The sequence below is a fragment of the Paenarthrobacter sp. DKR-5 genome (assembly GCF_018531425.1).
In the GTDB taxonomy this organism is placed as follows: Bacteria; Actinomycetota; Actinomycetes; order Actinomycetales; family Micrococcaceae; genus DKR-5.
On sequence record NZ_JAHBOI010000002.1, the window covers coordinates 280,041 to 292,954 of the forward strand.

Here is a 12,914-nt window from a genome sequence, read left to right on the forward strand (position 1 = left end):
TGGCGCGAAGCCTGACGGCGCACTGGGAAGCCGCCTCCCACGACTAGGTAGACTGGCCCACCGAGCGAGCGGAGGCCAGATGCCGATGAAACCCCTGAACCCGTCCAGGGAAGCCCCCTGCGAACACGGGTTGCGCGGCTGCGGCCTGCTCAACGCCGCCGCCGAACTGCTGGCTGAGCTGATTGACGCACTGTGAGCCGCGGCCGCCTGGCCGGCATCGGCGCCATCACCCTGACGTCGCTGCTGTGGGGCACCACCGGGACAGCGGCGACCTTCGCTCCGGGCGCCGGCCCCTTGGCAATTGCAGCCGCAGCACTGGGAATTGGCGGCCTGCTGCAGGCCGCGGTGGCTGTGCCCGCCCTGCGTTCGGCGTATCCCGGGCTGCGGCGCCACCCGCGCCTGGTCTTGGTCGGTGTGGTCGCGGTCGCGGTTTACCCTCTCGCGTTCTACAGCTCCATGCACTACGCCGGCGTCGCCGTCGGGTCCGTGGTTTCGCTCGCTTCCGCGCCCCTTGCCTCGGGGGTTCTGGAGCGCTTCGTCGACGGCCATCCCCTTTGCCGGCTGTGGTCGCTGGCTGCGGGGCTGGGAGTGGCGGGCAGCATCCTGCTGTGCCTGTCCCGGATGCAGGAACAGGCCGCCCTGCCCGGGCCGCTCGTAGCCGGGATCGCGCTCGGCCTCCTTGCGGGAACAACCTACGCCGCCTACTCCTGGGTTGCCCGCTCCCTCATGGGCCGCGGGATCAGCAGGGCTGCGTCGATGGGCGCGGTGTTCGGTGGCGGCGGGGCACTGTTGATGCCGGTGCTCCTCCTTACCGGGGCGCCGCTGGTCGCCTCCCGGGACGCCCTCCTCGTCGCCGTCTACATGGCCCTGGTGCCCATGTTCCTCGGCTACCTTCTTTTCGGGTACGGTCTCACCCGCATCACCGCGAGCACGGCCACCACGGTGACCCTCGCCGAACCGGCCGTCGCCGCTGTTCTCGCCGTCTTCGTCGTCGGAGAACGGTTCACCCCCGTCGGCTGGGCCGGCCTCGCAGCCATCGGCGTCGCCTTGGTCATTCTCGCCGCCGGGGCAGCGGGCCTAGGAGCAGACCGGCGCGGCGGCTAGGCTGGGCCAATGCACGAGCTTGAGCACGTCACCATCCGAAGCATCTCCGTCGGGAGCATGGACAACAACGTCTACTTGATCACCTCCAAGGAGTCCGGTGCCCAGGTGCTGATCGACGCCGCCGACGACGCCCCCGCCATCTTCGGCCTGCTTGCCGACGGCGCCGGCGACGTGACCGGCGGGAAACCGGCCACCGTGCAGCTCGTCGCCACGACACATTCGCACTGGGACCATGTGCGGGCGCTGGCCGACGTCGTGAGCAAGACCGGCGCCAGAACCGCTGCCGGCCGGGAAGACGCGGCGGACATCGAGGTGCCCACCGACGTCAAGCTCGACCATGGGGATGTCGGGAACTTCGACGGCTTCGACCTGGAGGCCATCAAGCTGCGGGGCCACACTCCGGGTTCGGTTGCCCTGCTGCTCCGGGACGCCGGCGGCCCGGCCCACCTTTTCACCGGGGATTCGCTGTTTCCCGGCGGCGTCGGCAACACGCAGAAGGACCCGGCGCGCTTCGAATCGCTTTTCAACGACGTCGTCGTGCGGGTCTTCAACGTGCTGCCGGACGACACGGTCGTGCACCCGGGCCACGGCCGGGCAACCACCCTCGGCGCCGAGCGGCCGCACCTGCCGGAATGGAAGGAACGCGGGTGGTAGGCGTCGTCGGGACCGCCCCGGCTCAGCCGTTCCTGCGGCCGACGGCGAAGATGCGCCGGAACGGGTAAACGGTCCCGTGCGCCGACGGTGGATACGCGTCCCGCAGGCGCTCGCGGTACTCGGACTCGAAAGCGGCGCGCTCGGCGTCGTCGAGCACCTCGAAGACCGGGCGCAGGGCCGCGCCACGCACCCATTCCAGCACCGGGTCGGTTCCGGGCAGCAGCTGCAGGTAAGTCGTTTCCCACGCATCGGCAGTGCAGCCGCCGTCGAGCAGGATGCCCAGGTAGTCCTCCGGCTCCCCGACCTCCTCGTGGCTGAGCACCCCCTGCAGCTTCGCGCTCCAGCGGCGGTCCCCGGCGACGGCGCGCAGCAGGGCGTGCGACGGCGCGGCGAAGTTGCCCGGCACCTGCAGTCCGACCCACGCCCCGGCGGCGAGCTCGTCCACCCACCGTGCCAGCAGGGAGCGGTGACCCGGCACCCACTGCAGGGCCGCGTTGGAGACCACCACGTCGGTGTCGGCGCCCGGGTGCCAGGATGCGATGTCGCCCCGTTCGAAGCCGAGGTTTCCCAGCCCCGCCGCGTGCTCCTCTGCGGCCTGCACCATGTCCGCTGAGGAGTCGAGGCCGGTGACCCGCGCCCCGGGCCACCGGCCGGCGAGCACGGCGGTGAGATTTCCCGGCCCGCTGCCCAGGTCCACCACGGCGCGCGGCGAGTCCGCGCGGACCCTTGCGAGCAGGTCGAAGAAAGGCCGCTGACGGTGGTCGCCGAACTTGCCGTACTGGCCAGGATCCCACTGCATGCGCCGGTCCGTCATGGGCCCATTCCACACGGCGCCGGCGCGGCCCCGCAAGGCCGTGCTGCCATGCGGTGTGCCACAATGCCGTAAGCACCGCAACGAAGGGGAGCACATGACTGGCTGGCGGATCCGCGATTTCCACTCGTCCGATCTGGACGGAATCCTGCACCTGTGGGAGGTCCTGAAGGAAACCGGGGTCGACCCCGTCTACGCCCTCTCCGAGGTCCTGGCCTCCTGCGAGAAAGACCACGCGGTCGTGGCCGTGCACGGCGACGACGTGGTGGGTGCGGCGGTCGGGCGGGCCGCCCATGACCAGGGCTGGATCGTGTTCCTGGCGACACTGCCGGCGTGGCGCGGCCGCGGCATCGGGACTTCCCTGCTGGCGTCCGTCGAGTCCCGGATGGCGCCGCACGGGCTGAACAAGCTTTCCGCGCTGATGCCCGAGAGCGAAACGCGGGTCGAGGCCTTCCAGAACCGCGGCTTCGTGGTGAAGAAGAACCTGCGCTACTTCGAGCGCCGCATCCCCGTCCAGCGGCAGGAGCTGGAACCGCTGAGCGAGCTGGGCGGACGGATCCTGCCGCGCGACCTCTGGGAGAACGTCGCGGGGATGCAGCGCGAGAAGCAGCTGCTCGAGCGCAGGCTGGTGCTGCCGCTCGCCGAAGCCGACCTCGCCGACGAGTTCGGCGTCGTGCCGCCGCGCGCCGTCGTCCTGTTCGGGCCTCCGGGCACGGGCAAGACCACCTTTGCGAAGGCGATTGCCTCCCGGCTGGAGTGGCCGTTCGTGGAGGTCTTCCCGTCCCGGCTCGCCGCCGACCCGCAGGGACTGGCCGGTGCGCTGCGCGAAACCTTCCTCGACATCGCCGAGCTCGAGCACGTCGTCGTCTTCATCGACGAGGTGGAGGAGATCGCCTCCCAGCGCTCCGGTGAGCCGCCGTCGCCCCTGCAGGGAGTCACCAATGAGCTGCTGAAGATCATCCCGGCGTTCCGCGAACAGCCCGGCCGCCTGCTGGTCTGCGCCACCAACTTCATCCGCTCGCTGGATTCGGCGTTCCTGCGCCACGGCCGGTTCGACTACGTGATCCCCATTGGCCTGCCCGATGCGGAAGCGCGGCGGGCGATGTGGCAGCGCTTCATCCCGGCCTCCGTGCTGGACGCGATCGACGTCGACCAGCTTGTGCAGCGCACCGACGGGTTCTCCCCCGCGGACATCGAGTTCGCTGCCCGCAGCGCCTCCCAGCGGGCGCTGGAGAAGGCGGTCTACGACCTGGCGCCCGGCGGTACGGCCAGAGGGCCTGCCACCTCTGACTACCTCGACGCGGTGGCGGATACGCGCACGACGGTGGGCGCAGATGTCGCCCAGGAGTTCCTCGAGGATATCGAGACGATCGCCCGCCTCTGAGCGCGGACGGTGCCGGGATCAGTGCCGCGTCCCCGCCCGATAGGCTTGAGGCAAGATGACTCTTCTCCCATACCTCCCTGCTCCCGGCGCCGAGCCCGACGCCGTCTACGCCGCCTTCGTCGAATGGGTGGAAGAGCGCGGCCTCAGCCTCTACCCGGCGCAGGACGAGGCGGTGATGGAGCTCGTCAGCGACAGCAACGTCATCCTCGCCACCCCGACCGGGTCCGGCAAGTCAATGGTCGCCGTCGCTGCACACTTCAACGCGCTCGCCAACAAGCGGCGCAGCTACTACACCGCCCCGATCAAGGCCCTGGTGTCGGAAAAGTTCTTCGCCCTCTGCGAGATCTTCGGCGCCCACAACGTCGGCATGATCACCGGCGATTCCGGGGTCAACCAGGACGCGCCGATCATCTGCTGCACCGCGGAGATCCTGGCCAACATCGCGCTGCGCGAGGGTGCCGCGGCGGATCTTGGCTGCATCATCATGGACGAGTTCCACTTCTACTCGGACCCGCAGCGCGGCTGGGCGTGGCAGGTGCCGCTGCTGGAACTGCCGCAGGCGCAGTTCCTGCTGATGTCCGCCACTCTCGGCGACGTCAACCGGTTCGAGAAGGAACTCACCGAGCGCACGGGCCGGGCGAGCACCACCGTCAGCTCCGCGGAGCGGCCGATCCCGCTGCACTACTACTACGTGCAGACGCCGGTCCACGAAACCCTCGAGGAGCTGCTCTCCACGAAGCAGTCCCCCGTGTACGTGGTGCACTTCAGCCAGGCCGAAGCGATTGAACGCGCCCAGAACCTGATGAGCATGAACGTGTGCACCCGCGAGGAAAAGGACAGGATCGCCGAGCTCATCGGCGGCTTCCGTTTCGCGGCAGGGTTCGGCAAGACCCTGAACCGGCTTGTCCGGCACGGCATCGGGGTGCACCACGCCGGCATGCTGCCCAAGTACCGCCGGCTCGTTGAGCAGCTCGCGCAGGCAGGCCTGCTGAAGGTCATCTGCGGCACGGATACGCTCGGCGTCGGCATCAACGTACCCATCCGCACCGTGCTGCTCACGGCCCTGAGCAAGTACGACGGCGAGAAGACCCGCCTGCTCAATGCCCGGGAGTTCCACCAGATCGCGGGCCGGGCCGGCAGGGCCGGCTTCGATACGGCCGGCACCGTCGTCGTGCAGGCACCCGAACATGTGGTCGAGAACGCCAAGGCGATGGCCAAGGCGCAGGCAAAGTTCGGCGATGACCAGCGCAAGCTGCGCCAGGTGGTGAAGAAGAAGCCGCCGGCCGGTTTCGTCACCTGGGGCGAACCGACCTTCCAGCGGCTCGTCGAGTCCTCCCCGGAGCCGCTCTCTTCCAGTTTCACGATCACCCACGCGATGCTGCTGAACCTGCTCGAGCGCCCCGGCGACCCGTTCCTGGCCGCACGCCGCCTGCTCACCGAGAACCACGAGACGCGGTCCTCGCAGCTTCGCCTGATGCGAAAAGCCCTCGGAATCTACCGCGAGCTGCTCGCCGCCGACGTCGTCGAACGCATCCCGGAGGAGGAGCGCGGACCGGACGGCCGTTCGCTGCGGCTGAAGGTCCATCTGCAGGCCAACTTCGCACTCAACCAGCCGCTCTCCCCCTTTGCGCTCGCGGCGCTGGACCTGGTGGACCCCGAGTCAGCCGGTTACGCGCTCGACGTGGTCTCCGTCATCGAGGCAACCCTGGAGAAACCGCGCCAGGTGCTGCATGCGCAGGAGAAGAAGGCCCGCGGCGAGGCCGTGGCGGAGATGAAGGCCGACGGGCTGGAGTACGAGCAGCGGATGGCGGCGCTGGAGAGCGTCACTTACCCGCAGCCGCTGGCCGAGCTGCTCGACGAGGCCTTCGAGGTGTACCGCAAGGCCGCCCCGTGGGTTGGGGACTTCGAGCTGAGCCCCAAGTCAGTGGTCCGCGACATGTATGAACGGGCCATGAACTTCGGCGAATTTGTGCAGTTCTACTCCCTCGCCCGGTCCGAAGGCATCGTGCTGCGCTACCTCGCCGACGCCTATAAGGCGCTCCGGCAGACAGTGCCGGTCGATGCGCTGCGCGAGGACCTGGAAGACCTGATCGCATGGCTCGGCGAGCTGGTGCGCCAGGTCGATTCGAGCCTGCTGGACGAATGGGAGGAGCTCACCTCCGGGACCGCCGGCGCGCTGGAGCCGGCCGCTTCCCTCCCCGCCACGCCGCCGCAGCTGACAGCGAACGTGCGCGCCTTCCGGGTCATGGTCCGCAATGAGCTCTTCCGCCGCGTGGAGTTGTTCGCCGACGACGACGCGGACGGCCTCGGTGCGCTGGACGCGGACGCCGGCTGGGACGCGGACCGGTGGGCCGACGTGCTGGACGACTACTGGGACGAGCACGAGTTCCTCAACACCGGTGCCGACGCCAGGGGGCCGGCGCTGCTGATCATCACTGAGGAACCGGGAACCTGGAAGGTGCGCCAGCTGCTCGACGACCCGGCCGGCAACCATGACTGGCGCATCGACGCCGAGGTGGACCTGGCCGAGAGCGACCGCAGCGGCACCGCCGCGGTCCGGCTGGTCGACGCCGGCCGGCTCTGAGGGGCCCGTAGGCCCTGGGCCGATCCGTGGCGCCGGGCGTGAGCCGTGGCCCCGGGCATGAGCGTTTATGCTCGAACCATGAGTGCTATCCGCCCCGCCGTCCGTGCAGACACAGCCACGATCCTTGAACTGATCCACGACCTCGCGATCTACGAGAAGGAGCCGGATGCGGTCAAGACGACCGCGGGCCAGCTGGAAGAGGCACTGTTCGGGCAGTCCCCTGCCATCTACGCGCACGTCGCCGAGGATGACCAGGGCATCCAGGGCTTCGCCCTGTGGTTCCTGAACTATTCCACCTGGGAGGGCGTGCACGGGATCTACCTCGAGGACCTGTACGTGCGTCCGTCCGCGCGGGGCAAGGGCTACGGCAAAGCTCTGCTGCAGACCCTCGCGCGGACCGCGGTCGAACGCGGCTACGCGCGGGTGGAGTGGAGCGTGCTCAACTGGAATGAGCCGTCCATCAGCTTCTACCGGGCCATCGGCGCCGGGCCACAGGACGAGTGGACCACCTACCGGCTCACCGGCGAGGCGCTTGCCGGCTTCGGCGCCCTCGAGCCGGCGCAGTGAGCGGCCCCTGCGGCCACCGCAGCACCGGCCGCCACACGATGCGCGACGTACGGACGGTGGAACACTATTTCACCGTCCCGCTGGACCACGCGGAGCCTGACGGTGAAACCATCGAGGTCTTCGCCCGCGAGTATGTCGCGGCGTCGGTGCCCGAGGCGGAAACCGTGACCCTGCCGTGGCTGCTCTACCTGCAAGGCGGCCCGGGCGGCCGCGGGGTCCGCGCGGGCTCGCTGTCCGGCTGGATGAAAGCCGCCTCCGCGTCCTTCCGGATCCTGATGCTCGACCAGCGGGGCACCGGGCTCTCCGCTCCGGCGGACCGCCGTACCCTCCCGCTGCGCGGGGCGGCCGCGGACCAGGCCGCCTACCTCGCCCGCTTCCGCGCCGATTCAATCGTCGCCGACGCCGAGCTGATCCGGCATGCGCTCGGCAGCGGTCCGTGGACGGTCTACGGGCAGAGCTACGGCGGTTTTTGCGCGCTGACCTATCTGTCCTTTGCGCCCGAGGGCCTGAAGGAGGTGCTCATCACCGGCGGCCTCGCTCCGCTGAAGGGGCACCCGGACCGGGTGTACGAGGCGACCTTCGGACGCGTCGCGGCCCGCAACGCGGAGTACTTCGCCCGCTACCCGGAGGATCGGGGGCGGACCAGCGCCATAGCGCGGCATGTGGACGCCGTCCCCGAGTACCTTCCCACCGGCGAGCGGCTGACAGCCCGCCGCTTCCAGATGCTCGGTTCCTTCCTCGGCGGCAACACACGCGTGGACCAGCTGCATTTCCTGCTGGAAGACGCCTTCGTGGCGACGCCCGAGGGCCCGCGGCTTTCGGACAGTTTCCTGCACCAGGTGTCCGACCAGGTCAGCCGCGCAGGCAATCCGCTCTACGCGCTGCTGCATGAGTCGATCTACTGCCAGGGCGAGGCCTCGCGCTGGGCGGCGGAAAGGGTGCTGGGCAGCCGGCCGGACTTCCGTCCGGAAGCCCCGAACCCGTTGTTCACCGGCGAAATGGTCTACCCCTGGTACTTCGAGGAGGATCCTGCCCTCGTCCCGCTCAGGGAGACAGCGGATCTGCTCGCGGCCAAGGAGGACTGGCCCGCGCTGTACGACGCCGAACAGCTGGCCAACAACGCCGTCCCGGCGGCTGCGGCGGTCTACCTCGACGACATCTACGTGGACCACGGCCTGTCAATGGAAACGGCGGCCGCCGTGGGCAACCTCCGGGTCTGGGAGACCGGCGATTTCCACCACGACGGCATCGCCGACGACGGCGGGGGCATCTTCAACCGGCTGCTCGGAATGGTCCGCGGCAGCCTGTAGCCGCCCCACGGGGTTGGGCGCGCGGGCCAGCAGGCTGGCCTGCCGGACCTCATGCCCGGGGACGGGCCGCCTTGACGGCCGCTCTTGCGGCAGCCGTCACTGCGGCCGCCGCCAGCGTGAGCAACGCCAGGGCGCCGATGCCGCCGTAGAGCATGACCAGCGGCTGCGTCGCTCGGACCGCCGGCCCGGCGGCGGCAATGCGCGCGGGAGCGACGGCGGCTTGGCCGGCCCCGGCAGGGGCGGTCCACGGTGCCGAGCCGGCAGGCTTCGCCGCTGTACCGGCGGCCGCCGTCGGCGTCGTCCTGTGCGGCGGTGAGGGCCGTTGCGGGGAGGCGGGGCGGTGCGGGGAAACCGGTGCCCGGACGGCCGGTGGTGCCGGCACCGGCCCTGCCACCGGCGGAACGGGGACTCTGGCCGGAGGCTGCGCCACCGGTGCGGGGAGCGTCGGTGCGGGGACGGTGACAGGCGCGGCGGGCGGCGTGTACACGGGGCCAGGCTGCTGGCGGACGGAGCCAGGACCCGGCGTCCTGACGCACAACTGCTCGCCGGACGGCAGTTCGACGCAGACCGGACCGGGCCCGGCGCTCGCCGGTCCGGCAGCCGCGCCGGCTATCAGCACGGCCCCTGCAAGGCCAGGAAGCCCACGAAGCAGAGCCTGGATCCTCATCGCGCTCCTCCCCTGCGGAGGACCAAGAGTTCGTCTTCCGAGCTTGCTCCCCGAAACGGCGGAAGGCAAGCGTCCGGAGCACCGGCGGCCGGGGCGCTGGCTGCTCCGGAGGCGGGCTGCCGCTCTCAGCGCTCCCGGTGCACCGGTTCGGGCGCCGACGGCTTCCCGTCCGCGCTCTCCGCGCCGGCGGCTTCCGCCTGTGCGGCCTTCCCGGCGGGGCTGAGCAGGCTGGCGACCGTGGCGACGATGATGGTGCCGAGAATCACGGCGAGGGAAACGAAGGTGGGGATCTCCGGGGCCCATTCGATGGGACGGCCGCCGTTGATGAAGGGCAGTTCGTTCACGTGCATGGCGTGGAAGATGAGCTTGACGCCGATGAAGCCGAGGATCACCGACAGACCGTGCTTGAGGTAGATGAGCCGGGTCATCAGTCCGCCCAGCAGGAAGTACAGCTGCCGCAGTCCCATCAGAGCAAAGATGTTCGCCGTGAAGACGATGAACGCGCTCTGCGTGAGCCCGAAGATCGCCGGAATGGAGTCCACGGCGAACAGCAGGTCGGTCATGCCGATCGTGAGGAAGACGACCAGCATCGGCGTGAACACTTTGCGGCCTTCCACCGTGGTCCGGAGCTTGCCGCCGTCGTAGCGGTCCGACATCGGAAGGATCCGGCGCAGCCGGGCCACCAGCCGGTTCTCGCTGCTGTCCTCGGACTCATCGTCGTCGTCCGTGGCCTGCTTGTAGGCGGTCCAGAGCAGGAACGCGCCGAAGAGGTAGAACACCCAGCTGAAGTTTTCGATCACCGCAGCGCCCACCAGGATGAAGATGCCGCGCAGCACCAGGGCAATGATGATGCCCACCATCAGCACTTCCTGCTGGTATTTCCGGGGCACGGCGAACCTGGCCATGATGATGATGAAGACGAACAGGTTGTCGATGCTCAGGCTGTACTCGGTCACCCAGCCGGCGATGAACTGTCCGGCGTGCTCGGCGTCGGCGAGCCAGTACATCAGGGCGCCGAACAGGAGGGCCAGGCTCACATAGAAGCCGACCCAGAGGCCCGCTTCCTTCATGGAAGGCTCGTGCGGGCGCTTGAGCACCAGGAGCAGATCGAACAGCAGGACCGTGCCGAGGATGGCGTAGGTGCCGATTTCGAACCAAAGGGGAAGGTCAGGCATGGGAACCTTTCGGGGTACGTCGATGGACGTAAGTCTCTCCGCCGGCTGGACCGGCCGCTGCGTCCGGCGAGGCACCTGTGCCTCACGTGTTGACGTCCGCAGCGCGCGGGATACTCCCCTACTTGGCGTCCATTCTAGCAAAGCCGGGTGTGTCCTGGGGACCGTGTCCTTCCGGGTCCTCCGGCGGGAGCCGGGCGATGTAGTCGAGCTGCACGGGGTCGATCCAGTAGTTGCCATGCCCCTGCACGGGGCCGCCGTTCTCCGGGTCCGGCAGCTCCTCGTTGACGGCGGCGGGCACGGCGGTGCCGACGGGGTCAGTGGGCCGCCAGTCGTTGCGCCAGGTCCGGCTGCCGGCGCGGACGGCGTCGAAGAACGCATCGTCGAACCGGCCGCGGAAGAACGTGCGGTAGAGCGAGGCCAGCGGCGACCCGCAGGTGACGAGGTCGAGCCGCGGGTCGGGCTGCCGGGCTAGCAGCCAGGCACAGATCACTGAGCCTTGGCTGTGCCCCACCAGCACCACTTGGCGTCCGTCATGGACACTGATCTCCTCCTGGATCCCGTCGATCACCGGCCGGCGGTAGGAGGACCCGGCGAGGGGGTGGTCCCGCACGGGCCAGAAGCCTGCGATATCGCCGATCCTACCCACGAGTTCCCGCAGCGGCTGAAGCTGCTTGGCAATGAAGGTCAGGACGGCCACGGACGCCAGAACCGTCACCACGAGCATCAGCACCGCGAGCAGGAGCTCGCTGCGGGTGGTTTCCAGGCCGTAGATGGCGCCGCCCGCGATGAGCAGGGACACCGTGCCGGCCACCGGCAGCGCCGCCGGCAGGAGCAGAGGGAGGCCTTCGATCGTCCGGTGCAGCCACACCTTGCCGGCGCGGGTGCCGTGCAGCAGCCCGAGCAGACCCGGGCCGAAGCGGCGACGGGCGGAGAGCAGGAGCACCGCCAGCAGCACGAGCAGGAACAGCATGCCGTGCAGCGGCAGGAAGTCCAGCCGGTTATCGGTCAGGGTGGTCGGATCGTCATAGATCACCAGCAGCAGGTCCGTCCGGTGCGGCCTGCGGAAGCTGTTCATGGAAAACAGCGCTGCGGTGAAGGAGGCCGCGATCTCCAGGGCTGCGCGGATCAGGCCCAGCACCGCATGCTGCACGACGACGGCCGCCACCATGACGGCCCCCGCAGCCGCCAGCGGGGTGCGGGCGGCTGGATCGCGCCGCCCCGCCGCGAAGCCCGCGACGACGAGCACCGCCGAGAGGATGAGCACCACGAGCACCGTTGCCACGACCAGCGCCGGCATCGCGTCGAACCGGCGGTCGGCGGCAGGCTCGGACGAGTAGCTCGGCCACGCCGCGTACTGCAGGGAGCCTGGCCGAGTGAGAGCCAGGGCGATGGCAGCAGCGGCTGCGGCTGCCGCATGCAGCACCGCCACGGCCCACGGCGGCGCTTCCCCGCCCGGGCGGAGCGAGGCGCGGATGCGCCGAACGATGGCGATGCCGGCGAGCACCGCGGCGGAGAGTCCGATTGAGACGGCACCCCAGTCCCCGGGCAGCGCGCTCTGCGGGAAGAAAGAGACGACCGTCTCCAGCATCACGGCCCCCCAGGCGGTCGCCCCGACCGTCAGCAGCACCGCCGTGATGTGCAGCGGCACCGAGAGCCAGCGGGTGCGCCGGCCCGGCTCCGGCGCCATGGCGCCGGCCATGTTCAGCAGCGTGAAGGAGAAGGCCAGGTACCAGGCCAGCCGGCGGGTGTTGCGGCGGTTGGCGCGGGACCAATTGACCAGCCGGACGCGGTGGCGCGGAAGGTAGGGCGCGTTGGCGACGGCGACGAGAGCGTTGTCGCCCGCCGGCGTCGGGGTGCCGGGATAGGGCGGCCCGACCACCGGGTCCCCCAGCGCATGAAAGAACCCGTAATCCCCGATGCCATGGACTCTGATCTCCACTTTTTCAGGGATCTCCACTTTTTCAGGTTGGGCCATGCTCTCAACATATCCCGCCGGTCCGACCGTCCCGCGAAGGCGGCCAGTGCGGCACGCGTTCCCCCGGCAGACAGTGCGGCACGCGTTCCCCCGGCCGCTAGCGCGCCACCACGCGGATGCGCCCGCGGCTCAGCTCCCCGGAGGTCAGGTCCTGCACCGAAAGCGTGTAGCCGCCGGGGGCAGCGTCCGCCGGAACAAAAAAGGTGACAGCGTAGCGCCCCCGGTTGTCAGCCGTGACCGCCCTGCCGGCAACCGGGGGCGGGAACGGCACGGCGTCGGGCAGTCCCGGCTCGGGGCCGAAGTACAACTGCAGCTTCGCGCCGGGGTTGAAGCCTCCGCCCGTCACCTTCCAGGCCTTGCCCGCAGCCCATTCCGAGTACTCACCGGCAATGAACGACGCATAGGGGTGGCGCGGCACCCTCCCCGGATAGCGGGCCGCCGGATAGCGCGCGGCGTCCCAGGTGGCCGCCGCGGTCGGAAGCGGCGAAGGCAGCGGCTCGCTGTCCGGCGTCGGCCGCGGGCGGGGCCCGGCGTCGGCAGCTCCCGGCCCGGAAGCGGAGGGGCTTTGCGGCGCCGGCTCGGCATAGCTGCAGCCGGCGCCCGGCAGGACCACCGCCAGCGCAAGCACCAAGGCCGCCGTCCTCACCGCGCCCACCGACTACCCCACCCGTGCGCGGGCCGCG

Annotated in this window: 11 protein-coding genes; 6 read left to right on the forward strand and 5 right to left on the reverse strand. The window is 70.0% G+C overall.

The window, feature by feature from the left end:
* Positions 1–192: 192 nt before the first annotated feature.
* Complete coding sequence (locus KIH31_RS04690) at positions 193–1,104, forward strand: DMT family transporter (RefSeq protein WP_214425919.1); 912 nt, start codon at positions 193–195, stop codon at positions 1,102–1,104.
* 9 nt (positions 1,105–1,113) lie between these two features.
* Positions 1,114–1,758 (forward strand): MBL fold metallo-hydrolase, encoded by a 645-nt coding sequence (locus tag KIH31_RS04695; RefSeq protein ID WP_214425920.1) that lies wholly within the window; start codon positions 1,114–1,116, stop codon positions 1,756–1,758.
* Positions 1,759–1,780: 22 nt separating this feature from the next.
* On the opposite strand, the gene KIH31_RS04700 is transcribed toward KIH31_RS04695, so the two are convergent.
* Positions 1,781–2,557, reverse strand: coding sequence for a trans-aconitate 2-methyltransferase (locus KIH31_RS04700; RefSeq protein ID WP_214426242.1), 777 nt, complete (start codon positions 2,555–2,557; stop codon positions 1,781–1,783).
* A 109-nt stretch (positions 2,558–2,666) separates the two neighbouring features.
* Between KIH31_RS04700 and KIH31_RS04705 the strand changes: the two genes are divergently transcribed.
* The 4 genes from KIH31_RS04705 (at position 2,667) to KIH31_RS04720 (ending at position 8,414) form a co-directional block, all read left to right on the forward strand.
* A complete protein-coding gene (locus KIH31_RS04705; RefSeq protein ID WP_214425921.1) occupies positions 2,667–3,953 on the forward strand; it encodes an ATP-binding protein in 1,287 nt (428 codons plus the stop codon).
* 55 nt (positions 3,954–4,008) lie between these two features.
* Positions 4,009–6,537 carry an RNA helicase gene (locus tag KIH31_RS04710; protein ID WP_214425922.1) on the forward strand — a complete coding sequence of 843 codons (2,529 nt, stop codon included), beginning with the start codon at positions 4,009–4,011 and terminating at the stop codon, positions 6,535–6,537.
* A 78-nt stretch (positions 6,538–6,615) separates the two neighbouring features.
* Positions 6,616–7,104: a GNAT family N-acetyltransferase gene (locus tag KIH31_RS04715; RefSeq protein ID WP_214425923.1), complete on the forward strand. Its 489-nt coding sequence runs from the start codon at positions 6,616–6,618 to the stop codon at positions 7,102–7,104.
* Positions 7,105–7,142: 38 nt separating this feature from the next.
* Positions 7,143–8,414 carry an alpha/beta fold hydrolase gene (locus tag KIH31_RS04720; protein ID WP_214426243.1) on the forward strand — a complete coding sequence of 424 codons (1,272 nt, stop codon included), beginning with the start codon at positions 7,143–7,145 and terminating at the stop codon, positions 8,412–8,414.
* Between the two features lie 49 nt (positions 8,415–8,463).
* Here the strand turns inward: KIH31_RS04720 and KIH31_RS04725 are convergent, their stop codons facing one another.
* From KIH31_RS04725 to KIH31_RS04740, 4 genes are all read right to left on the reverse strand, one after another.
* On the reverse strand, positions 8,464–9,081 hold the full coding sequence (locus KIH31_RS04725) for a hypothetical protein (RefSeq protein WP_214425924.1): 618 nt from the start codon (positions 9,079–9,081) through the stop codon (positions 8,464–8,466).
* A 125-nt stretch (positions 9,082–9,206) separates the two neighbouring features.
* Entirely contained in the window at positions 9,207–10,256 is a 1,050-nt protein-coding gene (locus KIH31_RS04730) for a TerC family protein (RefSeq protein WP_214425925.1), read from the reverse strand.
* Positions 10,257–10,374: 118 nt separating this feature from the next.
* Entirely contained in the window at positions 10,375–12,231 is a 1,857-nt protein-coding gene (locus KIH31_RS04735) for a hypothetical protein (RefSeq protein WP_214425926.1), read from the reverse strand.
* A 97-nt stretch (positions 12,232–12,328) separates the two neighbouring features.
* The gene (locus tag KIH31_RS04740) at positions 12,329–12,886 is read right to left on the reverse strand and encodes a hypothetical protein (protein ID WP_214425927.1); all 558 of its coding nucleotides are present in this window, start codon (positions 12,884–12,886) and stop codon (positions 12,329–12,331) included.
* Positions 12,887–12,914 lie beyond the last annotated feature (28 nt).